Source organism: Paenibacillus glucanolyticus (assembly GCF_037333485.1).
Classification (GTDB): Bacteria; Bacillota; Bacilli; order Paenibacillales; family Paenibacillaceae; genus Paenibacillus_AQ; species Paenibacillus_AQ glucanolyticus.
In genome coordinates this window covers 5007501-5032223 of sequence record NZ_CP147845.1, presented here as the reverse complement: position 1 = coordinate 5032223, position 24723 = coordinate 5007501, and the positions used below count along the sequence as shown (strand labels likewise).

Here is a 24723-nt window from a genome sequence, read left to right as displayed (position 1 = left end):
AACGGCATCCGGACTATAGGGATATCCTTAGGTTTGGCTGGCCTGCTGATTTAAATCTTAGAAAAGAGGGGAATATATGGAGTCGCCAACGCTATTGCTGCGCGACATCCCCCATGATGAACGACCAAGAGAGCGCATGATGCAGTATGGGGCGAGCGCTTTAAGCCACGCAGAATTGCTGGCGATATTGCTTCGGACCGGGACCCGCCAGGAATCTGCCGTACATATAGCCCAGCGGCTGCTGGGGGAAGCAGGCGGTATTCGGCAGCTCGTGGATCTTAGCATTGAGGAAATTACGCAAATTAAAGGAATTGGAACCGCTAAGGCTGTTCAGCTGAAGGCTGGCATTGAGCTTGGACGGCGCTTGGCCGCATCGAGACATGTAGAGCCAGTTATTATTCGCAGTCCGCATGACGCGGCAGAACTGCTCAGTGAACAGATGCGCTATTTACAGAAAGAGCATTTTGTATGTGTATTTTTAAATACGAAAAATCATGTCATTGCCCAGGAAACGTTATCGATGGGGAGCCTTAACGCTTCCATCGTTCATCCCCGCGAGGTGTTCAGAGCAGCCATCAAATGCAGCAGTGCATCCCTGGTGTGTGCGCATAACCATCCTAGCGGAGATCCGACGCCCAGCCCGGAAGACATATCGCTGACTACACGCTTAGTGGAGGCAGGACAAATTGTCGGGATCGAAGTGCTGGATCATCTGATCATAGGGGATGGATCGTTTGTAAGTTTGAAGGAACGGGGCCTGATGTAATATAATAGTTCAGATTGACGAAGAAAGGGAGATACATCATGTTAGGTGGTTTTACGAAAGATTTGGGAATCGATTTGGGGACGGCAAATACGCTGGTTTATGTTCGTGGGAAAGGAATTGTCGTTAGAGAGCCTTCCGTGGTTGCTCTGCGTACAGATACAAAGAGCATTGAAGCAGTAGGAGAATCGGCTAAGAAGATGATTGGACGCACACCGGGCAACATTCGTGCGATCCGCCCGATGAAAGACGGCGTCATCGCCGATTTTGATACTACGGCTACAATGATTAAATACTTTATTCGTCAGGCGCAGAAGCAGCGTTCCATATTCCCGCGTCATCCGAATGTGATGGTATGTGTTCCTTCCGGTATTACAGCGGTTGAGCAGCGTGCGGTTGAAGATGCTACCAAGCAAGCGGGCGCACGCGAAGCTTACACCATTGAAGAGCCATTCGCGGCTGCAATCGGTGCGGACTTGCCTGTATGGGAGCCGACAGGCAGCATGGTTGTTGATATCGGCGGAGGCACAACCGAAGTGGCTGTCATTTCGCTCGGTGGTATTGTAACCAGCCGTTCCGTACGTGTTGCGGGCGATGAGATGGATGAGTCTATTATTTCGTATATCAAACGTCAATATAACTTGATGATTGGTGAACGTACTTCCGAACAGCTCAAGATGGAAGTAGGTTCTGCTATGCCGCTGGAGACGGTGGAAACGATGGAAATCCGCGGCCGCGATTTGGTTACGGGCCTGCCGAAGACCATTACGATTACTTCAGATGAGATTAGTGAAGCACTGGCAGATACCATTAATGCTATCGTTGAAGCGGTTAAGGTAACCCTGGAGAAATGTCCTCCCGAGCTTGCTGCGGACATTATGGATCGTGGAATTGTACTTACAGGAGGAGGCGCGTTGCTTCGTAACCTGGACAAACTGCTTGCCGAAGAGACGGGCATGCCGGTGATTGTTGCCGAGAATCCGCTGGATTGTGTAGCAATCGGTACAGGCAAAGCGCTCGAGAACATTCATCTGTTTAAATCCCGGAGCAGCTCTGCCGTCCGTTCTAGAAGGTAGACATCTGAAGATAAGTGTAAACCCCTAATGTTGGGAGAGAAAAACAGTAAGTTAGAGGGTGTTGCAACTGTTTAAGCTGCTGGGCAATAAGCGTTTGTTTATTATGCTCATCGGGCTGGTAGCGTTTATCGCGATTATGGGATTTACGCTCGGCCCGAGAGCTTCTTTATCTTGGCCCGAAAAATTCGTCAAAGATACGGTAGGTTTTGTGCAAAGTGTGTTTTATAAGCCCGCTGCCTATATAGCGGGTTTCTTTGAAGACGTGCGGAACATGAAGGAAATTTATGAAGAGAATGAAGAGCTGCGCCGGGCGGTTGCTCAGTATTCACGTGAGAGTGCGAGTTATAACAGCATAAAAGCGAATAACGAGGCGCTGAAGGAAGAACTTCGTTTTACCCAAAACCAGAAAAATAGAGATAAATACGAATATCGAACCGCTCAAGTGCTTAGCGTGAATTCGGACCCTAACAACCGAACGCTTGTCATCGATCTCGGTGAACGCGACGGAGTTAGAGTAAACATGTCGGTCACCACAGTGGATGGCATGGTTGGCATCATCAGCAGCGTAAGCAACTTCACCTCCACGGTGAAGCTGTTGACAACGATGGATGCACAGGATCCGAATCCGCAGCCAATTTCGGTAACCGCATTGGGTAAAGAAGACAAAACGTTTGGCATGGTTGAGAGCTACGACGAGAAGACCAACACGCTTCTTATGACGCGTATTACAGAAGATGATCCGATTAAGCCTGAAGATAAAATCATTTCATCCGGTGCCGGAGGCGTGATTCCGCAAGGATTGATTATTGGTAAGGTAAAGAGTGTTCAGGTTAGCCAATACGGCCAGAGCAGAACGGCTACCATCGAACCGGCGGCCAAGTTTGACGACTGGAAATACCTGACCGTTGTGTTTACGCCTGAGGAGCCTGAATAAGATGGCGCGCAAGCAGATTTTACTCCTGTTGCTGTTCGTGTTGTTCATTCTGCAGGGAACGGTGGTTTTCTGGTTAACGCCAAGCTCGCTGCAGCTTCAGATTTATCCGAATTTCGTATTGGTTTGTTTATTTTTTGTATCAATCTATTACCATCGCCATACCGGGCTCGTGCTCGGCCTGGTGTTTGGTATTCTACACGATATCGTGTATTACGGTGAGATGATTGGCACGTATTCGTTTGCAATGGGCATATCCGCGTATCTGGTGGGACTGGTGTTTAAATCCCCCCGGGCGCCTTTGCCTATGATGATGACGGTGGTCATTCTGGGAAGTTTGCTGTTTGACAGCACGCTCTTTGGCATATATAAGATATTTCGACTCAATCCGACCTCTTATAATTGGTCGCTGCTCCATCATATGCTTCCCAATCTCCTTGTTCACTTTGCCTTTGCTCTGGCGATTTACGTTCCCCTTCGCAAGCAGATTGAGCTGATTACAAAGAATCAGAGAAGGAAGGCATCCTGAACCCTCCATTATGACATTTTACTAGACTAGCAGGAACTTGAAGGTTTGAGCGCGAAATGTATAGGGATGGGAGGGACAGGCTTATGGCTGTAAAATCCAATCATGTAACGATTAAGGGCATCAAAGATGGCCTGGTATTCCTGCTTGACGACCAGTGCGAGCTGGAAGAATTGCTTGGTGAGCTGCGCTACAAGCTGGAGCACAGTCATCAGAATATTTTGACCGGACCGATTATTCATGTGGATGTGAAACTCGGTTCCAGGCAAATTTCCGAAGAAGAGAAACAGACGATTCTTGACATATTGAAGCAAAAGGGCAACCTGCTGATACGTAATGTAGAGTCGCCGCCGCTTGAGTCTGAGCTGTCGCTAGTGGAGAAGCTTACGCTTAAGACGGGGATGGTTCGCTCCGGGCAGGTATTGCATCATGAAGGCGATCTCTTGTTCCTTGGTGATGTAAATCCCGGCGGAACGATTTCGTGTACCGGTGATATTTACATATTGGGCGCCCTGCGCGGCACTGCGCACGCCGGTGTTGACGGCAACGAAGAAGCCATTATAGCAGCATCGTATTTTGCCCCTACCCAGCTCCGTATTTCCCAGATGATCAGCAGACCGCCGGATGAATGGGAGACGCGGGAGACGGTCATGGAGTTTGCGTATTTGAAGGATGGAAGCATGGAGATCGACAAGATCAGCAACATCTCACGTTTGGGTCGGGATTTTAATGTGTTTAAAGGGGTGTAGAATATGGGAGAGGCAATCGTCGTAACTTCAGGTAAAGGCGGAGTCGGTAAAACGACGACATCAGCGAACATCGGCACGGCTTTGGCACTATTGGGAAAAAAAGTGTGCCTGGTTGATACAGATATCGGTCTTCGTAATTTGGATGTCGTGATGGGCCTGGAAAACCGGATTATATACGATTTGTGCGACGTTGCAGAAGGGCGATGCCGGCTTAATCAAGCGTTGATCAAGGACAAGCGCTTCGATGAGTTGTATATGCTTCCTGCAGCCCAGACGAAAGACAAGAATGCCGTTTCTCCGGATCAAGTGAAAGATATTGTGCTTGAATTGAAAAAGGAATTCGAATACGTCATTATTGATTGTCCGGCTGGAATCGAGCAGGGTTTCAAGAATGCCATTGCCGGTGCAGATAAAGCGATTGTAGTGACAACGCCTGAGAACGCGGCAGTCCGGGATGCGGATCGGATTATCGGACTGCTTGAGAGCTCTCACGTCGAGTCACCAAAACTTGTAGTCAACCGGATTCGTCCGAACATGGTGAAATCGGGCGATATGCTGGAGATAGAAGATGTGCTTCAGGTATTGAATATTGATCTGATCGGTATTGTGCCTGACGATGAGATGGTCATTAAAGCGGCAAACATGGGGGAGCCGACCGTTATGAACCCGGATTCCCAAGCTGCCATTGCCTATAGAAACATCGCCCGGCGTATCCTTGGCGATACGGTTCCCCTGATGCAAATTCATCAGAAAAAAGGGATGTTCACAAAATTCAAAAAGTTTTTTGGAATGGGTTAAAGCGTTTAGAAGGGACCGGTGCCGCAAGGCATCGGTTTTTTGGTTTCTTTCGCAAGGACCCTTGTTAAGGTTCAGCTGTTCTGTCCACCTCTTCAACGGGGCTTGTTCTAAATATCTTTCATATCCTCATAGGATAGAGTAAAAAAACAAGCCCCAAGGGGGAAAGAACTATGGACATTAAAACTTCAGTCAAGAACCGACGGGAAGCCCGCATTCGGGAGCTGTTGGAAAGTCAGCAGACACCTATGCAAGCCGATAAGCCGTGGCCTGCCATTCCTGAGAGAACATCTGTAAATTCCAATGTCAAAAAGACTGGCTTCGTACAGGACGATCCTGCGAAACCTTCCGACCGTTATGTGGAGAATGAACCGGACCCTGAGCGGCTTTGGAAGCAAGGGCATCGGGGCTGGTATGATACCCCGGACCCTGGAGATCCTGGAGAGCCACCGAGAAAGGCTTCGTTTGTCCCCGGACTGGTTCGCCGTATTACCGTAAGTGTATTAGTGTTTGGGTTAGTCTGGGGTGTGTTTTCGTTTCAGCAGCCATGGGCGCTTCGAACCCAGGCTGTTATTATCGAAGGCTTGAGCCATGAAATGGATTTTCAGGCAGCGCAGGTATGGTATGAGGAGCACTTTGGCAGCGCGCCCTCCTTCATCCCTATTTTTGGACAAACCGATGAAAACTCTACGAAGGTTAATGCCCGAACTTCCTTGGTTCCTCCTCTTGCGGGACGCCTGGTCCAATCCTTCGCTGTCGATCTGAAAGGTATCGTTTTGGAAGCTGAAGGGGGTTCTTTAGCGGACCGAGCGGTTAAGAGTATAGAGACCGGACGTGTGCTTGAGGTAAATGAACACCCGCAGAACGGGATTACCGTTCTCATACAGCATACGGGTGAGAGAACGGCACTGTACAGCAGGCTGGCAGAAACGGGGCTCAAGGTGAATGATTGGGTTCAGGGCGGAGATATTATCGGTACGCTGGGAACTTCGGGCACAGGGAGCGCGCCCTCCCTTTATTTCGAACTCAAAGAGGGGGATCGTGATGTCGATCCGGCGGAAGTGATTCCGTTTGATTAAGTTTAAGGGAACTGTATTGTCGCTGCATCCTCTCTTTGTTATTGTCATGCTGGCGTCAGTGTTCACCGGTCGTTTTTTGGAATTGCTGACCCTTTTTATTATTGTATTTATTCATGAATTAGGACATGCCGCCGCAGCGGCAGCGATGGGGTTCAAGGTACGAGCCATTCAAATGCTGCCGTTCGGCGGCGTTGCTGTCATTGAAGATGACGGCAGGATGACGGCTATGAAGGAAATCGTGATCGCTCTGGCTGGACCGCTGCAAAATGTGATCATGATCGGTATTACCCTGACCTGCAGATGGGCCGGGTGGGGAGACGAGCAGTTGTTGTCGTATATCATTCAGGGGAATCTGGTCATCGCCCTGTTTAACCTCCTTCCGATTCTCCCGCTGGACGGTGGTAAAGTGCTGCAGGCCGTCATCAGTCTGCTCGCACCCTATCATGCAACCTTGTTATGGGCTTCCCGAGCCGGTATATTGTGCAGTCTGATGATGATCGGATATGGTCTGCAGCCTTTATTCTTGGGTGGCGGCATCCGTTTAAACGTTCTGATGATCGGCTTGTTTCTGGCATATTCCAATTTTGAAGACTACCGGAACGTGCATTACCGTTTCTTGAGATTTCTCGTGAATCGGAGCGAGATTTACGAACGAAATCTGGAGGGACTTGGTCCTGCCCAGCCAATCGTTGCAGATTCTTCGAAACCTTTGGACGATATTATGCGTCTATTTAAACGAGAGAAGTATCATTTGATCTATGTCATGAGCGGACCGGGCAGCTTGCTTGCCGTCGTGCCGGAACAGCATGTGATTTCTTCCTATTTTGCATCAAATGGTCCGCCCTGGTATGCGTAAATCGTAAACATCATGAGGAAGACGCAGGGTGGACCATCATTCTTTATCCATTTATATCACGAGAGATTGTGTTAGGATAAAAATAGAATATTGTCTTCCATTTTTTGAGGGGTGATGCCATGAGGCAAATGATAGTTCATTGTGAACATGAGACCATACAGATGGCCCTCATCGAAGATGGGAGGTTAGCCGAGTTCGCAGTTGAGCGAAGTCGTGAGGAGAGTGTAGTCGGAAGTTTTTACAAGGGCAGGGTTGTTAACGTATTGCCGGGGATGCAGGCGGCTTTTGTAGATATCGGGCTGAAAAAGAATGCATTTTTATATATTGATGATGTGCTCCATCCTCATTTAGAGAAGCAGCCGAAGCAGAAGCCATCGATCTCGCAGCTGCTGACGGCCGGACAAGAACTGACGGTACAGGTTATGAAGGAACCAAGAGGGGGCAAGGGAGCAAGAGTAACGACCCATTTCTCGCTTCCCGGCAGGTGTATGGTGTATATGCCTACAGCGGATTATGTGGCCGTCTCCAAAAAAATTGGGCGTGAAGCCGAGCGTGCCCGTCTGAAGAGCATTGGTGAGCAGCTTCGCACAGATGAAGAGGGAATTATTATCCGAACTGTATCCGAGGACGAGCCCTTGGAATTTCTTAGCGGCGATCTGGAATACCTGAGAAAAGAATGGACTCGGATTCTGGAGAAGGCAGAATCATCGTCAGCTCCGGCACTGCTGCATCGGGATTTGGGTTTGCTGCAGCGCTTTATTCGGGATTCCTTCGATCCGCTTCATGACGAACTTGTGATCGATAGTATGCTGAAAGGCGAGGAAACCAAAAGCTATCTGAAAGAGACGGTTCCCGGTATGGAGCCTAAGGTTACATACCACACGGGAGGGGGGCCGATTTTTCAGGCTTATGGGTTGGACGAGCAGATGAAAGCCGGCTTCGCAAGAAAAATCACGCTTCCGGAAGGTGTGACCATCGTTGTAGACCAGACGGAAGCCATGACCATAATGGATGTAAATACAGCCAAATATATCGGTGGCGATAATTTCGAGGAAACGGTGCTTAAGACAAATCTTATGGCCGCACAGCAAATTGCAAGAACTTTGCGTTTGTGGGATATCGGGGGCATCATTATCGTTGATTTCATTGATATGGATCGCGAAGAGCATCGGCAGCAGGTGGTATCCGTCATGGAGGCCGTAATGCGCAAAGACCGCACGAAGAGTTTTGTGGTAGGGTGGACCAAGCTGGGGCTGCTGGAAATGACCCGTAAAAAAGCCAGGGAAAACTCTTCGCTCCCATTTGCCAAGCCTTGCGTTAATTGCGGAGGCAAAGGCATTGTTATCGAGTAATGATGTTGACGGTGAATGGGGAATATGATATTATCATTGGGTATGTGTTTAGTGATGAATTGCTGCACATGCTGTAACCGCTCCGGTTGGGTTAGCAAGGACGTTTCATTGTGGAACGGACACCTTTACTAGGCGAGTCTGAGATATAGGGAGGTGCAAGCAAATGTACGCTATTATCGAAACAGGTGGAAAACAATACAAAGTTCAAGAGGGCGACGTATTGTTCATTGAGAAGCTGACTGCAGGTGACGGAGAGAGCGTGACTTTCGACCGTGTACTGGCCGTTTCCAAAGAGGACGGTTTGGTAGCAGGTACGCCGGTTGTTTCCGGTGCGACTGTAACTGCGAAAGTGGAGAAGCACGGTAAAGGCCGCAAGGTCGTTGTATACAAATACAAGCCGAAGAAAAACTACCACAAGAAGCAAGGTCATCGTCAACCTTACACTAAAGTAACCATCGAGAAAATCCAGGCGTAAGAAGGTGCGGTAATTGATTACTGTACAAGTAATACGCGGGGAAGATGAACGCATCCATAGCTTCAAGGTAACGGGGCATGCCGGATATTCCGATCCTGGAGAAGATATTGTATGTGCTGGAGTTTCCAGCATTACAGTGGGAACGGTCAATTCGATTGAAGCGTTAACCGGAACGGTTATGGAGACCAAGATGAAGGGCGGCTTTCTTAGCGCAAATCTTCCGTCAGCGGAAGACGATGCTGTCTCTGGTCAAGTTCAATTGCTTCTCGAATCCATGGTTGTTATGTTACAGGGAATTGCCGATTCATACGGCAAATATATAAGAATACAAGAACTGACTACTTGAAGAAGGAGGTAGACAACATGTTGAAATTGGATCTTCAGTTATTCGCATCGAAAAAAGGTGTAGGTTCCACAAAGAACGGTCGTGATAGCCAATCGAAACGTCTTGGCGTGAAACGTGCAGACGGTCAGGCAGTATCTGGCGGAAGCATCTTGGTTCGCCAACGCGGAACCAAAATTCATCCAGGCACGAATGTGGGTATCGGTAAAGATGACACTTTGTTTGCGAAAGTCGATGGCGTTGTAAAATTTGAACGTTGGGGTCGTGATCGCAAGAAAGTGAGCGTCTACCCGGTTGATGTCGCTCCAGTAGCGGCTGCAGTAGAAGCTTAATTGTTTCTTATGCATACAGAAGAAGCCTTTCGGCATCGTTGCCGGGGCTTCTTTTTTTGTAAATTGTATAAGAATGATAATCCGGGGATGAACCGCCCTGAAAGACTATGATATACTGGGATTTGGTGAATGTAACCAATTGCTGTTGAAAGACGAGGAGAAGCGATGAAATCCTGGAAATGGATAGCGGCTGGGGCGGGGTTAACCTCAGTAATACCGGTAGCATGGATGGTATGGAAACCCACATGGGCGGCAGGAGCAGTATTGACGGCTTGGGCTGTGGCTGCTGCAGTCTGCGGGGCATGGCTTGTTCGTAAATCAGAGGAACGCAGACAGCAGGCCATCATTCAGAATGTAGAGCAAACGGCGATTCAGATGCTGAATCACCATCGTCATGATTGGATGAATGAGCTTCAAATTTTGTACGGCTACATTCAACTGGGGAAGCATGATAAATCAGTGCGTTCTGTGGAAAGAATAAAGGAACGGATGGCTACAGAGAGTCGAATCTCTAAGCTGGGCATTCCTTCACTGGTTTTTTACTTACATTCATACCGTACGTACAGCAACAATCTGCAATTGGACGTTGAAGTTGTGGACCAGGTGCAGCTGGAAGACAAAGTATCGCCACAAACGGCAGAGTCTTTTACCCACGCGATCATTCAAACGGTGAGAGCCTTCCAATTGAGCGGCAAAGCGTCATGGGGAGAATCTCGGCAGTTAACATTAACATTTATGCAGCAGGAGCAAGAGCTGATTGTGTGGGCTCAGGGAGAGGGATTCTTCGGAGAACCGGACAGCTTGAAGCTTCAGATTGAACAATCCGTAAAAGGCGAAGGCATTCGGGTGGAACAGATGGAGCCGGGGGAAACCTCGTATCGCTTGTATCTGCCGTTTGTGACTTGAGGAAGGTGATTTCATGTTTGTAGATAAGGCAAAAGTATATGTAAAAGGTGGAGACGGCGGCGATGGGCTCATCGCATTCCGTCGTGAGAAATACGTTCCTGAAGGCGGACCTGCCGGCGGCGACGGCGGCAAGGGCGGCGACGTGATTTTCCGGGTGGATGAAGGACTTCGCACGCTGATGGATTTCCGTTACCAGAAGCATTTCAAGGCCAAGCGCGGAGAAAAGGGTCGGAATAAAAGTCAGCATGGTGCCAACGCGGACAGCACGATTGTTCGTATTCCGCCAGGTACCATCTTGACAGATGACGATACCGGCGAAGTGATTGGCGATCTGACCAGGCATGGTCAGCAGGTGGTTGTTGCCAGAGGAGGCCGTGGTGGCCGCGGGAACATTCGTTTTGCCACACCGAACAATCCGGCCCCTGAACTTGCAGAGAACGGTGAGGAAGGCGAAGAACGCTTTGTAACCATGGAACTTAAGGTTATGGCAGATGTAGGTCTCGTTGGATTTCCAAGCGTAGGCAAATCAACCTTGTTATCCGTTGTGTCTGCGGCACAGCCGAAGATTGGCGCTTACCATTTTACGACGATAACTCCGAATTTGGGTATGGTTGACGTTGGAGACGGGCGCAATTTTGTCATGGCTGATCTGCCTGGTCTGATTGAGGGTGCACATGAAGGCGTAGGATTGGGGCATGAATTCCTCCGTCATGTGGAGAGAACTCGTGTCATTATCCATGTTGTGGATATGGCAGGCACAGAGGGTAGAGATCCGTTTGAAGATTGGGAAAAAATCAATGATGAGATCAGACTGTACAATCCGCTCCTGATTGAGCGCCCGCAAATCGTGGCTGCCAATAAAATGGACATGCCTGAGGCAGAGGAGTATCTAGCTGCCTTTAAGGAGAAGATTAAGGAAATCCGTCCTGACATCGAGATTATGCCGATCTCCTCCCTAACGCGTCAGGGCATCCAGGAACTTCTGTATCGCACGATCGATGTGCTTGAGAGCATTCCGGATGAGCCGACGGTCGAAGAGGTAACCGAGGTTTCCGAACGTAAGGTTTATAAATTCAAAGCGCAAAACGACAATTCCTTTACGGTTACCAGGGATAATGAAATGTATGTGGTCCATAGTGAGCGAATTGAACGGATGCTGAAGCGGATGCAGATGAATTCGCATGATGCGATCCTGAAACTCGCCAGAACGATGCGTCATATGGGTATCGATGAAGAGCTTCGTAAGCGTGGCGCGACTGAAGGGACCATTGTAAGAATCGGCGATTTCGAATTCGAATTTGTTGAAGGAAGCAGCTACTATTGATCAGCACCACATAAACATATATTCAAGGAAGCGGCCAAGTCTGTTGAACAGCAGACTTGGCCGTTTTTTTCATGAATGGAATCACATCCGTCTACATCGTTATCTCCAAAGTATGCCAAACGCTGTTCATCGTATTGTTAGGCTCATAGCTTGTCTTTTTTTCGACTTTCCAAATTTTGCATCCATTTATCGGATAAATCGTATACAATAGTAGTACATTAGTACCTATTTCCATAGATCATCAGATGGAACGAACCGTGCAAAAAGGAGAGTAGAACTATGGCAATCATTGAAGTTGTAAAATACGAAGGGCCCCCCGATGTGTTTGCTTGGCGTTATCCGAACCAGGAGTTAGGCACGTGGACCCAGCTTATCGTTCATGAGACGCAGGAGGCTATTCTGTATAAGGGCGGTCAGGCATTGGACTCCTTTTCTGCTGGACGACATACGCTGAGTACAGCGAATATACCGATACTATCTAATATTATCAACATTCCATTCGGCGGAAAGTCTCCGTTTACGGCGGAAGTCTGGTTTGTTAATAAACTTCGCTCACTGGATGTGAAATGGGGGACCAGTTCGCCAATCCAGCTGCAGGATCCGAAGTATAACATTATTGTATCGCTTCGAGCTTTTGGCCAATTCGGTGTTCAGATCAGCGATCCGCGAAAGTTTCTGGCAACGATGGTCGGCACCCTTCCAACCTTTGATCAGAGCACACTTGTCAAATACTATCGTGGCGTACTGATGTCCAATATTACAGAGATCATATCCTCATATATTGTTCATAAAAAAATTAGCGTCGTAGAAATCAATGCTTACATAGCGGAAATATCGAAGCACATCATGGAAGCAATTGCTGTTTCATTTGAAGAAATGGGAATCACCCTGCTTAATTTCTATGTGGATTCCATCAATATCCCCGAGAATGACCCCGCTGCGATTCGAATCAAGGAAGCGTTGGCAAAAAAAGCGGAAATGGACATCATCGGATATACCTACCATCAGGAAAGGACTTTTAATACGCTGGAGGGTGCGGCAAAGAATCCCGGCAGCCCGGCAGCTGTTATGGGGACTGGACTGGGTATGGGGCTTGGCATGGTTGGCCCGATGTATGAGACCGTGGGCCAAATGTTTGAAAGTTCAAGAGTTCGGGAGAAAAAAGATATACAAGTGATACAGAAGGCATGTGCCAAGTGTGGAACATTGAATGGGGAAGAATCTCGATTCTGTTCGGGATGCGGTCACTCCATTCTCACGAAGCCGGAGGAACAAACGGTAAAAACCATCCCGTGCAGTGACTGCGGTCAGCCTCTGCCTCCCAATGCCAAGTTCTGTCTTCACTGTGGAGATCCGTATCACGCTTGCCCTAAGTGCGGTCATGACCACCCGGCAGGTGCTGTAAAATGTCCGGATTGCGGTGCACTCCTCCCTATGCCTTGCAGAGAATGCGGTGAATTAGTGGATGCGGAAGCAAAATTTTGTCCTAGCTGCGGGTCAAGCCAAGTGCTTGCATGCCCAGGCTGTAATCATGAGATTAAACCGGGACAAAAGTTCTGCATGGAGTGCGGCCATAAATTGACGTGGAATGAAAGCGAGGGAAGAGAGTGAGTACAAGAACCACGAGTCGAAACCAGTTATGGCTGGCTGCCGTTGTGCTTCCGATTGTAACCATCCTCCTGTTCGGATTTACCGGTGGGATGGTTCAGTTGAATTCCTGGATATCGGGTATAGCCCTTGGATGCGCCGAAGCGGCCATTTTCATATTTATTGGATTCCTTATCCATCGACGTAAGGCGGCTTCCGCAGCAGTTCCGTTTTTTATTGCTTCAGGAGCTATTATTGGCATTTATGCCGTCTCCGTTTTGTTGGAGGTTATTTTGCTGGGATATTTATTTAAGCTGCCTGTATCTTCGTACATGATGATTCATCTCATCACTTTATTGGTGTTCTTTGTTGTTCTGGGGCTGGTAGCCCTGGTTGGGAAATATGCAGGTACTCATGAACAAAGGGAAACCGATCATCTCACGGGGAAGCGAGAGATTGTGGATTGGATTGGCTCTATTCGCAGGAAGCTTAGCCAGATGCCAGTTGAGAATATTCAAGCATTAGACCGCCAGGTAGCCGAGCTCGAGGAAACGCTTCGCTACAGCGATCCCATCACACACTCCTCTTTAGTTGAAGTGGAGCATCTAATCCAGCAGAAAATTGCGATGCTGGAGGATCAAGTTGCGCTGATCGGTGGATCCCAGAAGGAACAACATCATGAACTGACAGAGCAGGCCGTTCATATCATCCGGGATATTCTCAGAACAGTACAGGACCGGAACACGGCACTTCTGAAAGCAAAAGCGGGATCAACATAAAGCAGATGACTGAGGGGAGAGCGTATGGGGGGTTCATTGAAGCAGAAGCTTTTTAAATCCAGACTCACGAAAATAGATTATTTCATTATCGTGCTGGCGGCTATATTTTTTCCGTTAGCTATTGTGCTCGCGGCCATTCGGGTGCTCGTCACCCAGCGTCATAACAGCTGTAAAGGAAGGAACAACAGACTCTTTGGGTGGGTGCTGGTTCTCACATTTGGAGTCATGGAATTCCTTATAATGATAGGCACGATGGATGATAACGATGTTGACGGGCTCATCTCTTCCACGATCGTGCTTGGCATTGTCATACTAATTCCAGCCATTATCATGTTTGTGATCGCTAACCGAGAAGATAAGAAATTCAGCAGCCTCCTGCAAGTTTATTCGAATGCCATCATACGGAAAAGGCTGGTTCATATTGGGCAGATCGCTCAGGACGCCAGGGTGACGCCAGCACATGCTGCCCGGGATATAACGTTTATGTTTGAAGAGCGTATGCTTCCCTATGGGAAGATTGATAATGGGATGGTGAGCATTCCTTCATTGCTCAACAAGTCCGAATCCCCTACCCAGGGGGAGTTTGTTTCACGCAGCGGGCAGAGAGTGCAGTATACACTGGGCAATGATGCAGCGGAATCTGTAAATTCCGAACGAACCGAAACTCAGGTGGGTAGCGTACCAAAGTCGGTGGAATGTCCTGGCTGCGGGGCAAGGACGGTCGTGACGCAGCTTGAGAAAAAAGAATGCGAGTATTGCGGTACGATGATTGTTGCTTAAGGAGTTAATCTAATAAGAATAATAGCCACATGATAGTCAAGGAGAACAAGGAATGAATAATCAAACAAGTGTTTACCGACCTACATTCACTAAAGTTGATTTTTTTATAATATTTGGGACCGCTGTGTTTCCACCAGTGTTTTTAGCTGTGGGTTTACTTCAAGTGGTTGCTTCTCATCGATTTTCATATCGGAAGGGTTCTAATTACAGTCTTTTATCCACTCTAATAGTCATGACTTTTTTATGGATATTCATCTACGCTTATTTTGTGTCGTTCGCTGGATTGGAATCATCCATAAGGACAAAGGAAACCCAATCCCTTATGCTAATAGTCGCCATGTTTTGTCTGCCTCTTATTGTTACTTTTCAAGTGATGAGTATGCGAGCTAACACGTATTTTAAGGGACTTGAAACAAGCTACAAAGAATTGCTCCTAAATCAAGATCACGATGAAATTGCGGAGATTGCGAGGCAGGTTAATCGTAAGCCTGAGCAAGCGACTGAGGACATCATGTTTTTAATGCAAGAGAACACACTTCCTTCGGGGACTATTGAGGATGGGATTATCTACTGGGATGGAGAAAACGACGAGGAAGAGGAAGAACAAGAACAAGAACAAGAACAAGAAGATGATGAAAGTAACAATGATGATGATACGTTAGAAGTTGAGACAGATTCCTCTCAAAAGGCAGAGCAAGAGGCTGCTGCAGAAAGCTCATTAATTCGAAGCATTCCTAGCAAACTGCCTAAGTCAACACAATGTGTGGGGTGTGGTTCAAAAGTGATTTTGCAACCAGAGGAGTCTAAAGAGTGTGAGTATTGTGGCAGTTGGTTGAATTACATGTAATCCACGGAAGGAGGTTTAGTATTGGCTATACAAACAAAGGATCAAAAACATGACAAGTATGAGCCACGACCAGAGGCATTGGATCATGTTTTGATAACTGGCAGTTTGCTTTTGCCTTATATATTGATTCCGCTAACCATCTGGAGGGCTGTCTCTAATCAACATCTCAATTATCGAAAAGGATTCACCTATAAATTAATTTCATTTCAATTACTGTTCAGTTTTGTTTCGTATCTTATTTATGGTTTTTTCTTTAACTCTATTTTTGCTTATATTGTAGGAGTATTTTTGATTAATTTTGTTTTGCTGGTTGTAGTTGCCGGGTTTCAGCTAAACCGAAATGAGCGGTACTCTAATATGGTTGAGCAATACAAACAGGTTATATTTATTCATAAAATTAATCATATAGAAGAGATTGCAGAACAGATGAGGCAGAAGCCAATCAGTGTAGAGAAGGATTTAGAATATTTAATGGATAAAGGCCATTTTCCACGAGGTGCTATTGTGGATGGAGAGTTGATTTTTAAACGGAATGATGAGGTTGAGAATTTCTTGGATAAACAGGGCCAGTTCACTTCGATTATGGATTCAGTGAGTCCCCAACGGAGTATTCGCACCACAAACACACTTGTTGACATGCAAGCAAATCCTCCGCAGCCTAAAACCGTGGAATGTTCTGGCTGTGGATCCAAAGTCATACTTAACAAGATGGATACCAAGGAATGCGATTACTGCGGAATCGTACTTCATTAAGGATGCTACCTCAAACACTTTGGAGGAGTGAGGATTGAAAGTGAGTGAAACTCAACAGTACGAACCCCAACCAACCGGTTGGGATGCTTTAATCTTATTAGGGAGTTTTATATTGTTTCCGGTCATTTTATTGCCGGTACTATGGAAATTTATCAGCTCAACTCATCTTAACTATAGGAAGGGTTATAGCTACTATCAATTAACCAATTGTCTTATCGGTGGTTACATCTTTATTGTAATGTATTACTTTTTTGTTCCATACAGTGAGTTCGAGCCTTCACAACGGGCTAATAAAGCTATGGGATTGGCTTTAGCGGTAGGTATTATTGGTATATTAATCGTTGCTGTCCTATATGGACTAAGATTAAGAGCAAACAAGAGATTTTATACACTCGCGAAAGAGTATGAATCTTTGGTATCAAACGGCCTCCACAGTATTGAAGACATTGCATTGCATGTTCATCAACCTCTATCCGCAGTACTGAAAGATTTGCAGTATTTACTCAATCACAAACTCTTTCCTAACGGCATTATAAAAGAGGGGAGGGTGCGGTTGAACGCCTATAACCAGCATTCGGATAAACCCGGCATGGAAAGTACTCATAATCTGGTCCATAATACAGATGAAACACCACTTGAAACAACGGTCCCACCGGGTCCAAAAAGTCATGAGTGCATCGGCTGCGGAAATAAAGTTATGTTAAATCCACTGGAATCTCTTCCATGTGAATATTGTGGTTTGCCCCTGACCTATACATAGCTGGTAGAGAAATCGGCAGTCTTCGAGTATCGGAGGCTGCTTTTTCTTACGCTACATTTACAATTTTGACGTTAATTACGATGAGTTCCAATAGGAATTGCGATATAGTATAGGCTATAGAGTTGACATAATAATATCGTAATCTCTAAAAAATGGACACTTATGTATTGCCCTTACTTGGTATATCCAGTATAATGTCCACTATACGAATACAGTAGTCTTTGAGGAGAGGACGTTTGTGAAGGAACGCTACTATCTGGTCCGGGAAGACATCCTTCCCGAAGCTGTAGTTAAAACAATGCAAGTGAAAAAATTGCTGGCGTCGGGAGACGTTAGGACGGTTCATGAAGCCGTTGAGCAGGTTGGGCTTAGCCGGAGTGCTTTTTATAAGTACAAAGATGGCATTCATCCAATCAATCAACTGGAACGTGATGAAATCGTAACGATTTCTATCGATATGGAACATCGCTCCGGGATGCTGTCCGAGGTGCTTGGGCTGGTTGCGGGTGAAGGCGGGAATGTGCTTACTATTCATCAGAGCATTCCGCTGCAAGGGATCGCAAATGTTGTGATTTCCGTTGAGGTTTCCCGGCTTAATGAGGAGCTGGATGATCTGCTCGACGGTTTGAGGCGAATAACCGGGGTAAGAAGGGTCCAAATGATAGGGCAAGGGTAAGATATGACAAATAAATAGATATCTATGTGATGGGATACAGGAGGTAGTGTATTAATGAAACCGGTCAGAGTAGGGCTTTTGGGATTAGGAACCGTAGGGACAGGGGTAGTCCGCATCGTAGAGGGGCATCAGGAGGATTTGAGCAGTCAGGTCGGTTCGCCGATTACGATAGAGCGTATTGCAGTAAAACATCTGGAGAAATACCGCAGCGTCAGCGTGGATCAGACTAAGCTAACCGAAGATCCATGGGAAGTCATCCGCGATCCCGAGATCGATGTCATTGTGGAAGTGATGGGCGGAATCGAGCAGACGAAGTCTTATATCCTCGAAGCGCTTGATCGGGGTAAACATATCGTAACAGCTAACAAGGATCTCATGGCTTTGCACGGTGCCGAAATTCTGGCAAAAGCTCAAGAGAAGCAGTGTGATGTGTTCTACGAAGCCAGTGTAGCTGGCGGCATTCCGATTATCCGGACGCTGATTGAAGGATTCTCATCCGACCGTATCATGAAAATTATGGGGATTGTGAACGGCACAACCAACTTTATTCTGACCAAAATGAGCCAGGAGGGCGCCTCTTACGAGGATGTTTTGGCGGAGGCCCAGCAGCTTGGATATGCAGAGGCTGATCCGACTTCCGATGTGGAAGGCTTGGACGCGGCACGCAAGATGGCGATACTCGGTACCCTCGGCTTCCGTACGAATGTGGAGCTGCAGGATGTATCTGTCAAGGGAATCTCGCAAGTGACAAAGGACGATATTGCGTATGCCAAGCGCTTGGGTTACGAGATGAAACTTCTGGGAATTGCAGAGCGGCAGGACGATGAGTTCAGCATCAGCGTTCAGCCGACGATGGTTCGCAAAGGACATCCCATCGCAGCAGTAAACGGCGTATTTAACGCCGTTTACGTATACGGGGAAGCTGTCGGCGAAACGATGTTTTATGGAGCCGGTGCCGGCGAGATGCCAACGGCAACATCCGTAGTGGCAGACCTGGTAGCCATCATTAAGAATCTGAAGCTGGGCGTTAACGGCTTGAAAGCCATCGTCCCTTATAAACTGAAGAAACTCAAAACCGATGAGCAGATCGTGTACAAAAATTTCATTCTGCTTCATGTGGATGATAAAGCGGGCGTACTTGCCCAAATTACGCAGGTGTTTGCCCAGCATGATGTCAGCTTGGAGTCCGTTGTCCAGCAGCCGAATGAGCATAACCCGGATGCTGAAATTATCATCGTCACCCATAACGCAAGCAAAGCCAACATGGATAAGGTACTGAATCATTTCGAAGGCTTGGATGTCATCCGCCGAATTAAAAGTGTTTATCGTGTTGAAGGATAAGCGATTCAAAGCATGAACCCTATATAATTTTTTCACAAGAAAAGGAGAACAAGAGAGATGCCGTATGAAGGATTGCTTCAAACCTACAGAGAATATTTGCCGGTGAATGAGCGTACTCCGCTTCTTACACTCAAGGAAGGGAATACGCCACTGATCAAAGCCGTTAACTTATCGGAAGAGCTCGGGATTGATTTGCATTTCAAATTTGAAGGACTTAATCCTACGGGATCTTTTAAAGACCGTGGAATGGTGATGGCCGTAGCAAAAGCGATGGAAGAGGGAAGCCGTACAATTATGTGCGCTTCTACCGGTAATACTTCCGCAGCAGCGGCTGCTTATGCTGCCCGCGGAGGGTTGAATTGCATCGTCATTATTCCTAACAATAATATTGCTTTGGGTAAGCTTGCTCAGGCGATGATTTACGGAGCGAAGGTCATTGCCATTGACGGCAACTTTGACCGTGCGCTGGAAATCGTTCGCGAGATTACTGCGAAGCATCCGATCACGCTTGTGAACTCGGTGAATCCGTATCGTATCGAAGGCCAGAAGACTGCGGCATTCGAGGTCGTAGACCAACTGGGCAAAGCGCCGGATGTACTGGCGATTCCAGTCGGCAATGCGGGGAACATCTCCGCATACTGGAAAGGATTTAAAGAGTATCACACCGCAGGCAAATCGTCCTCACTTCCAAAAATGCTTGGGTTTGAAGCGGAAGGCGCGATGGCTATCGTCAAAGGGGAGCCTATCGCGAATCCGGAGACAGTGGCCACTGCCATCCGCATCGGGAATCCAGCCAGCTGGAAAACGGCGGTTGCTGCTGCAGAGGAGTCCGGCGGACAGATTAACTATGTTACGGACGAGGAGATTTTGGAAGCTTATCGTAAAATCGCATCGCGGGAAGGGATTTTTGCCGAGCCTGGATCTGCTGCTTCCATTGCAGGTGTCTATAAAATGAAGCGTGAAGGATATTTTAAAGGCGGGGAGTCCGTTGTCTGTGTTCTGACAGGACATGGTCTGAAGGATCCCAACATCGCGATCTCCACAGTGAAATCCGAACCGCTCGTTGTGTCGGATACAGAATCTGCCGTAATGGATGCTATTGCTCAGCTTGAAGGAGCTGCGCAGGTATGAGTTTGTCCCAAGGAGTCCGGGTGAAGGTTCCGGCCAGTACGGCGAATTTGGGACCCGGATTCGATACACTCGGCATGGCATTGTCTCTTTATTCATGGATCGAGATCAAAGCGTCGGAGCAGACCGGATTCCATCTTCATGGTGATCAGATGGGCGGTCTGCCGACAGATAAGAGCAACCTGATTTATAAGGTGGCTCAGATGGTTTTTGAGGAAGCGGGACAATCTGTCCCGGAACTCGAAATTTCCATGTACTCTGAAATACCGCTCACCCGGGGTCTTGGCAGCAGCGCTTCAGCCATTGTAGGTGCATTAGCAGCTGCCAACGCTCTGATCGGCTCACCATTGCCGGATTCCAAGCTTTTTGATATGGCGACGAATCTTGAGAAGCATCCAGATAATGTGGGGGCTTCTTTATTTGGAGGAATTATTACGGCGGTATGGGATGGAGCTCATGCGGATTATATGCGCATTGAACCTCCGGCGGACCTCGGAACGCTCGTAGTCATTCCCGATTTTGAGTTGGCGACATCCAAGGCAAGGGAAGCATTGCCTGCCCAGGTCAGTTTAGCCGACGCTGTATATAATATTAGTCGGTCCTCCTTAATGACAGCAGCTCTTTGCGCAGGCAGACTGGATTTGATTCGTGCTGCAATGCAAGACCGTATCCACCAGCCCTACCGGGCACCGCTCGTACCGGGGATGTCCAGGATTTTGACGGAAGCACCTGACCAGGGAGCACTCGGTATCGCGCTTAGCGGGGCGGGTCCGACTATGATTGCTTTCGTGGACCGCAAAGATCCGCGAGTAGAAGGACAACTGAGCACGTATCTGATGGAGACGATGAAGTCGGAAGGAATTTCGGCTGCTTGTTACCAGCTGAATCCAGTTGCCGAAGGTGTTCAGCTGATGGATGATATAAACAACAAATCCTTTTTGGATATGATTAGAGGGGAAGTTACTTCATGAAAAAAATAGCCTTGTTGCCCTCAGGATCGGTATCTCATGAAGCGATACGCTATCTCCTTAATGGTGAGCCGGTGGAGTTTGTGCACTATAAACTGATCTCTGATGTATTTATGTCTACAGTAGAAGGCAAGAGCGATTATAGCGTTATCCCGATTGAGAACACCATTGAAGGATCGGTAAGCCTTCACATGGATTGGCTGGTGAATGAGGTGGACCTGCCGATGCAGGTGGAGTGGGTATATCCTTCCATCCAAAATTTAATCGGAAATGCTTCGGAATTCCTTACGAGTGACGGAACGATGGATTACAGTCAAATCAAAAAGATCTGGTCCCATCAAGTTGCGACTGCGCAGTGCCGTCAGTTTCTTGCAAAAGCAGCACCTCAAGCGGAGCTGGAGCAGGTAGGCAGCACCTCGGAAGGGGTTAAAATCGTAAAGGATAATCCAGGCCAGGGGTGGGCCGCGATCGGAACATCACTGGGTGCGGCAACACACGGATTAAACGTGCTTGCCGAGCGTATTACCGATCATGATAACAATTACACCCGATTCGTATTGATCGGTCGTGATCCGATTTCAATTAACCGTTCGCCGGAGCATATCAAAACCAGTATCCTGGTTACGCTGCCGGAAGACGTTCCGGGTGCGCTGCATCAGGTGCTTTCTGCTTTTGCATGGCGGCGTTTGAATTTGTCCCGCATCGAGTCCCGCCCTACGAAGAAAAAGCTTGGTAATTACTATTTTTATATCGATGTCATGGCTTCTACCGATTCCGTTCTGTTGGTCGCAGCAATGGGAGAGATTGAAGCGCTTGGATGTTTGGTTCGCGTGCTGGGGTCTTATCCGGGCTATGCGTACGAGCGTGAGAAGATGGAGGTTAAGTAAATGTCAGAGCAATGGATCTATTTAGATGGAGAATTGGTTACCAAAGAGAACGCTAAAGTATCCGTTTTTGATCATGGATTCCTGTACGGAGACGGTATATTCGAAGGTATTCGGATATATAACGGCAACATCTTTAAGTGCAAGGAACACTTGGACCGGCTGTACGATTCCGCCAAGTCCATCGATTTAGTTATTCCACTGGCATACGATGAACTGCTGGAGGCTATGGCAGAAACCATTCGACGCAACGATATGCGTAATGGCTATATTCGTCTCGTGGTATCTCGTGGTGCTGGCAATCTGGGCCTGGATCCGCGGCGCTGTCCTAAACCAACCGTGTTAATCATTGTAGAGCAGCTCGCCATTTACTCGGAGGAAGCTTATCTGAACGGCTTGAAGGCCGTTTCTGTGGCTCAGCGCCGCAACATTCCAGATGCGCTTAATCCCAAGATCAAGTCCTTGAACTATCTAAACAACATTCTTGTGAAGATTCAATCGAACTTTGCGGGTGCGGATGAAGCGATCATGATGAATGCGCAAGGATATGTGACCGAAGGTTCCGGGGATAATATTTTCATCGTCAAAAATGGAGTGGTCACAACACCGCCCTGCTATCTGGGAGCACTTGAAGGCATTACGCGTCAGGCAATTATCGATTTATGCGATCAACTGGGCATTAAATTGAAGGAAGAGCCTTTTAGCATGCACGACGTATACATTGCAGACGAGGTATTCTTTACAGGAACCGCTGCCGAGGTTATTGCCGCTCGCGAAATTGACGGTCGGATTATCGGTAAAGGGCAGGCTGGCCCGGTTACTCTGAAGCTGCTCGAAGAATTCCGCAAAATTGTAGATCAAGACGGTTATAAAGTATGGGAATCTTAATTTTATAGGACAGCTCGTTATGTGTCTTCAACAATCCTTTCATGTCGATGGAAGGATTTTTTTTGTCTTGAGGGATGTCAATCGCCTATTCCGTGCATAGGATGTAGTAACGAAAGCGGGCGAATTACATGACGCCTAGAAGAGTGTAGGAGGTTTTAGCGGCGTGAAGATACACATCGTCAAGGAAGGCGACACCCTATATGAGCTGTCCAAAAAATATGACGTCCCATTAGCGAAAATCATCGATGCCAATCCACAGCTCGTGGATCCGAATAAGCTCGAGGTCGGTACCAAGATCAAAGTACCAACAGAGCCTGTTCCGGTACCTGGCGGCAGCCAGCCAATCATCCATAAGCATACGGTAAAGCAAGGAGATTCTCTCTGGAAGCTGTCCAAGGCATGGGGAGTTACCTTGAAGGAAATCATTGATGCCAATCCGCAGCTTAAAAATCCGAATGCCCTTTTGGTGGGAGAAGTCGTCAATATCCCGTCATCAGGGGTATACACGGAGACAGGAGCAGAAGAGGGGACTTCGATGAGCTCTGGATCGACCCCTGGCAAGAAGAAACCAGGCAGCAAGGAATACACGGGCGTGAAGGAAGAAATAACGGCGCCGATCGAGCAGCCGCCGGTACCTGAAGTGAAGGAACCGGAACCGCCGGTTCTGCCAAAACTGCCGGAGATTTCACCTTTTCCAGAGGAACCTAAGAAAATCGAACCGGAAATTAAGAAACCCGAAATGATGCCGGAAGTCAAAAAGCCGATCATTATGCCGGAGATCAAGAAACCAGAAATCATGCCTGAAATTAAGAAGCCGGAAATCATGCCGGAGATTAAGAAATCAGAAGTGATGCCGGAATTTAAGAAGCCTGTCGTTATGCCTGAGTTCAAACCAGAATTCAAACCAGAATTTAAACCGCCATATAAACCCATTGAACCTGAGTATACGTTCCCTGTCAAAACCATGCCGCTGCCGCATCCGATTCATCCGACCGCGGAACCGTGCCCGCCATTTATGGAGATGCCAGTTCACATGATGCCACATCCATGTCCAGAATTCCCTCATAAAAATGCGCCAGCATTTACGATGCCACAATATGTCTCTCCTGAAGGGCCATGGGGATATCATGAGCCTGTAAAATGGCAAGGCGCGGATTTTGGCAAAGCGGTACATCCGTTTCACCAGATTTCACAGGAAGTGATGCCAGTCTCTTATAATGAGGGCTGGGGGAATGCGACGGCTGGATACCCGGGAGTATCTGAACAACCGATGAGTTTGGAATATTCACAATTCTCGATTACGGAATCATATACGGGCGGTATGGGTTCCAACTACCAGCCATATCCCGAGCATCATCATACAGCAATGACTTACGGATATGTTCCATCACCTTGCGGGTGCCATGGAGGAGAAATAAGTCCGTACTACAATATGCCTCATCACGGGTACCCGCAACATGAACATCACGGTCACCACGTACCTGGCGTTGGAGTTCCTTATCAACCATGGCAGGGTGGGATGGATTTTAATGCAGGAGCATATGGTTCCCCGGCAGCTCATGGCACATATCCTTCATTTGCAAATCCATATGAGCAGAACTGGAATGAACGACAAAACGAGCAGCAGTTTGCTCCCAGCCCTTTTGAGACACAGCAGAGCAACATTTCTGGCAGTAATGAGCTTGAGAATGCTGATGATGATTTGCCGATAAGAGATACTGGTGTCGAAGAGGCTGCAAAATCCAGAGCGAAAGTAAACCGTCAACAGGCTAATAAAACAAGAACAGCAGCAAAAAAATCGCGCAAACAATCTCCTGCATCAAGA

At 47.6% G+C, this 24723-nt stretch carries 27 protein-coding genes (1 of these 27 cut by a window edge); all 27 read left to right on the top strand.

Annotated features, from left to right (window positions below; translation table 11 throughout):
- Positions 1-76 precede the first annotated feature (76 nt).
- On the top strand, positions 77-766 hold the full coding sequence (gene radC / locus WDY75_RS23680) for a RadC family protein (protein WP_006208802.1): 690 nt from the start codon (positions 77-79) through the stop codon (positions 764-766).
- Positions 767-804: 38 nt separating this feature from the next.
- On the top strand, positions 805-1839 hold the full coding sequence (locus tag WDY75_RS23675) for a rod shape-determining protein (RefSeq protein ID WP_036641401.1): 1035 nt from the start codon (positions 805-807) through the stop codon (positions 1837-1839).
- A 58-nt stretch (positions 1840-1897) separates the two neighbouring features.
- The gene (mreC, locus tag WDY75_RS23670; protein ID WP_006208803.1) at positions 1898-2773 is read left to right on the top strand and encodes a rod shape-determining protein MreC; all 876 of its coding nucleotides are present in this window, start codon (positions 1898-1900) and stop codon (positions 2771-2773) included.
- A 1-nt stretch (position 2774) separates the two neighbouring features.
- Positions 2775-3299: a rod shape-determining protein MreD gene (gene mreD / locus WDY75_RS23665; RefSeq protein WP_006208804.1), complete on the top strand. Its 525-nt coding sequence runs from the start codon at positions 2775-2777 to the stop codon at positions 3297-3299.
- An 83-nt stretch (positions 3300-3382) separates the two neighbouring features.
- Positions 3383-4045, top strand: a complete 663-nt coding sequence (locus WDY75_RS23660) for a septum site-determining protein MinC (protein WP_006208805.1) — start codon at positions 3383-3385, stop codon at positions 4043-4045.
- A gap of 3 nt (positions 4046-4048) precedes the next feature.
- Positions 4049-4843: a septum site-determining protein MinD gene (gene minD, locus WDY75_RS23655; protein WP_006208806.1), complete on the top strand. Its 795-nt coding sequence runs from the start codon at positions 4049-4051 to the stop codon at positions 4841-4843.
- A gap of 170 nt (positions 4844-5013) precedes the next feature.
- Positions 5014-5919, top strand: a complete 906-nt coding sequence (locus WDY75_RS23650; RefSeq protein ID WP_006208807.1) for a M23 family metallopeptidase — start codon at positions 5014-5016, stop codon at positions 5917-5919.
- Positions 5912-6775 (top strand): M50 family metallopeptidase, encoded by an 864-nt coding sequence (locus WDY75_RS23645; RefSeq protein ID WP_063478865.1) that lies wholly within the window; start codon positions 5912-5914, stop codon positions 6773-6775. Before WDY75_RS23650 ends, WDY75_RS23645 begins: the two co-directional genes overlap by 8 nt.
- Positions 6776-6894: 119 nt before the next feature.
- A complete protein-coding gene (locus WDY75_RS23640; RefSeq protein WP_063478866.1) occupies positions 6895-8127 on the top strand; it encodes an Rne/Rng family ribonuclease in 1233 nt (410 codons plus the stop codon).
- 163 nt (positions 8128-8290) lie between these two features.
- Positions 8291-8602 carry a 50S ribosomal protein L21 gene (gene rplU / locus WDY75_RS23635; protein WP_006208810.1) on the top strand — a complete coding sequence of 104 codons (312 nt, stop codon included), beginning with the start codon at positions 8291-8293 and terminating at the stop codon, positions 8600-8602.
- A gap of 13 nt (positions 8603-8615) precedes the next feature.
- Positions 8616-8948 (top strand): ribosomal-processing cysteine protease Prp, encoded by a 333-nt coding sequence (locus WDY75_RS23630; protein ID WP_006208811.1) that lies wholly within the window; start codon positions 8616-8618, stop codon positions 8946-8948.
- Between the two features lie 17 nt (positions 8949-8965).
- Positions 8966-9277, top strand: a complete 312-nt coding sequence (gene rpmA / locus WDY75_RS23625; protein WP_006208812.1) for a 50S ribosomal protein L27 — start codon at positions 8966-8968, stop codon at positions 9275-9277.
- Positions 9278-9442: 165 nt separating this feature from the next.
- Positions 9443-10183 (top strand): Spo0B domain-containing protein, encoded by a 741-nt coding sequence (locus WDY75_RS23620; RefSeq protein ID WP_063455989.1) that lies wholly within the window; start codon positions 9443-9445, stop codon positions 10181-10183.
- A gap of 13 nt (positions 10184-10196) precedes the next feature.
- Positions 10197-11507 (top strand): GTPase ObgE, encoded by a 1311-nt coding sequence (obgE, locus tag WDY75_RS23615; protein ID WP_006208815.1) that lies wholly within the window; start codon positions 10197-10199, stop codon positions 11505-11507.
- Positions 11508-11786: 279 nt separating this feature from the next.
- Positions 11787-13118, top strand: coding sequence for an SPFH domain-containing protein (locus WDY75_RS23610; protein WP_063478867.1), 1332 nt, complete (start codon positions 11787-11789; stop codon positions 13116-13118).
- Positions 13115-13873, top strand: a complete 759-nt coding sequence (locus WDY75_RS23605; protein ID WP_006208817.1) for a hypothetical protein — start codon at positions 13115-13117, stop codon at positions 13871-13873. The genes WDY75_RS23610 and WDY75_RS23605 overlap by 4 nt, the downstream gene beginning before the upstream one ends.
- Before the next feature lie 24 nt (positions 13874-13897).
- On the top strand, positions 13898-14653 hold the full coding sequence (locus tag WDY75_RS23600) for a hypothetical protein (protein ID WP_063478868.1): 756 nt from the start codon (positions 13898-13900) through the stop codon (positions 14651-14653).
- 52 nt (positions 14654-14705) lie between these two features.
- A complete protein-coding gene (locus WDY75_RS23595) occupies positions 14706-15500 on the top strand; it encodes a hypothetical protein (protein WP_063478869.1) in 795 nt (264 codons plus the stop codon).
- A gap of 21 nt (positions 15501-15521) precedes the next feature.
- On the top strand, positions 15522-16253 hold the full coding sequence (locus tag WDY75_RS23590) for a hypothetical protein (RefSeq protein ID WP_036641412.1): 732 nt from the start codon (positions 15522-15524) through the stop codon (positions 16251-16253).
- Positions 16254-16287: 34 nt separating this feature from the next.
- Positions 16288-17013 carry a hypothetical protein gene (locus WDY75_RS23585; protein ID WP_036641414.1) on the top strand — a complete coding sequence of 242 codons (726 nt, stop codon included), beginning with the start codon at positions 16288-16290 and terminating at the stop codon, positions 17011-17013.
- Positions 17014-17251: 238 nt separating this feature from the next.
- Positions 17252-17689 carry an ACT domain-containing protein gene (locus WDY75_RS23580; RefSeq protein ID WP_063478870.1) on the top strand — a complete coding sequence of 146 codons (438 nt, stop codon included), beginning with the start codon at positions 17252-17254 and terminating at the stop codon, positions 17687-17689.
- A 54-nt stretch (positions 17690-17743) separates the two neighbouring features.
- Entirely contained in the window at positions 17744-19030 is a 1287-nt protein-coding gene (locus WDY75_RS23575) for a homoserine dehydrogenase (RefSeq protein ID WP_006208824.1), read from the top strand.
- A gap of 57 nt (positions 19031-19087) precedes the next feature.
- Entirely contained in the window at positions 19088-20161 is a 1074-nt protein-coding gene (gene thrC / locus WDY75_RS23570) for a threonine synthase (protein ID WP_006208825.1), read from the top strand.
- Complete coding sequence (gene thrB, locus WDY75_RS23565; protein WP_006208826.1) at positions 20158-21129, top strand: homoserine kinase; 972 nt, start codon at positions 20158-20160, stop codon at positions 21127-21129. Before thrC ends, thrB begins: the two co-directional genes overlap by 4 nt.
- A complete protein-coding gene (gene pheA, locus WDY75_RS23560) occupies positions 21126-22013 on the top strand; it encodes a prephenate dehydratase (RefSeq protein WP_006208827.1) in 888 nt (295 codons plus the stop codon). Before thrB ends, pheA begins: the two co-directional genes overlap by 4 nt.
- Complete coding sequence (gene ilvE, locus WDY75_RS23555; RefSeq protein WP_063478871.1) at positions 22014-22898, top strand: branched-chain-amino-acid transaminase; 885 nt, start codon at positions 22014-22016, stop codon at positions 22896-22898.
- Positions 22899-23061: 163 nt separating this feature from the next.
- Positions 23062-24723, top strand: the 5' portion of a protein-coding gene (locus WDY75_RS23550; protein WP_063478872.1) for a LysM peptidoglycan-binding domain-containing protein. 33 nt of this gene lie beyond the right edge of the window; the window shows 1662 of its 1695 coding nt (coding positions 1-1662); its start codon is at positions 23062-23064; its stop codon lies beyond the right edge, outside the window.

Coding starts and splice junctions, on each gene's coding strand:
- ilvE (WP_063478871.1), top strand. CDS start 22,014: ATGTCAGAGCAATGGATCTATTTAGATGGAGAATTGGTTACCAAAGAG.
- WDY75_RS23660 (WP_006208805.1), top strand. CDS start 3,383: ATGGCTGTAAAATCCAATCATGTAACGATTAAGGGCATCAAAGATGGC.
- obgE (WP_006208815.1), top strand. CDS start 10,197: ATGTTTGTAGATAAGGCAAAAGTATATGTAAAAGGTGGAGACGGCGGC.
- WDY75_RS23650 (WP_006208807.1), top strand. CDS start 5,014: ATGGACATTAAAACTTCAGTCAAGAACCGACGGGAAGCCCGCATTCGG.
- WDY75_RS23610 (WP_063478867.1), top strand. CDS start 11,787: ATGGCAATCATTGAAGTTGTAAAATACGAAGGGCCCCCCGATGTGTTT.
- thrB (WP_006208826.1), top strand. CDS start 20,158: ATGAGTTTGTCCCAAGGAGTCCGGGTGAAGGTTCCGGCCAGTACGGCG.
- radC (WP_006208802.1), top strand. CDS start 77: ATGGAGTCGCCAACGCTATTGCTGCGCGACATCCCCCATGATGAACGA.
- minD (WP_006208806.1), top strand. CDS start 4,049: ATGGGAGAGGCAATCGTCGTAACTTCAGGTAAAGGCGGAGTCGGTAAA.
- rplU (WP_006208810.1), top strand. CDS start 8,291: ATGTACGCTATTATCGAAACAGGTGGAAAACAATACAAAGTTCAAGAG.
- WDY75_RS23595 (WP_063478869.1), top strand. CDS start 14,706: ATGAATAATCAAACAAGTGTTTACCGACCTACATTCACTAAAGTTGAT.
- pheA (WP_006208827.1), top strand. CDS start 21,126: ATGAAAAAAATAGCCTTGTTGCCCTCAGGATCGGTATCTCATGAAGCG.
- rpmA (WP_006208812.1), top strand. CDS start 8,966: ATGTTGAAATTGGATCTTCAGTTATTCGCATCGAAAAAAGGTGTAGGT.
- WDY75_RS23640 (WP_063478866.1), top strand. CDS start 6,895: ATGAGGCAAATGATAGTTCATTGTGAACATGAGACCATACAGATGGCC.
- WDY75_RS23600 (WP_063478868.1), top strand. CDS start 13,898: ATGGGGGGTTCATTGAAGCAGAAGCTTTTTAAATCCAGACTCACGAAA.
- WDY75_RS23575 (WP_006208824.1), top strand. CDS start 17,744: ATGAAACCGGTCAGAGTAGGGCTTTTGGGATTAGGAACCGTAGGGACA.
- mreD (WP_006208804.1), top strand. CDS start 2,775: ATGGCGCGCAAGCAGATTTTACTCCTGTTGCTGTTCGTGTTGTTCATT.
- thrC (WP_006208825.1), top strand. CDS start 19,088: ATGCCGTATGAAGGATTGCTTCAAACCTACAGAGAATATTTGCCGGTG.
- WDY75_RS23675 (WP_036641401.1), top strand. CDS start 805: ATGTTAGGTGGTTTTACGAAAGATTTGGGAATCGATTTGGGGACGGCA.
- WDY75_RS23620 (WP_063455989.1), top strand. CDS start 9,443: ATGAAATCCTGGAAATGGATAGCGGCTGGGGCGGGGTTAACCTCAGTA.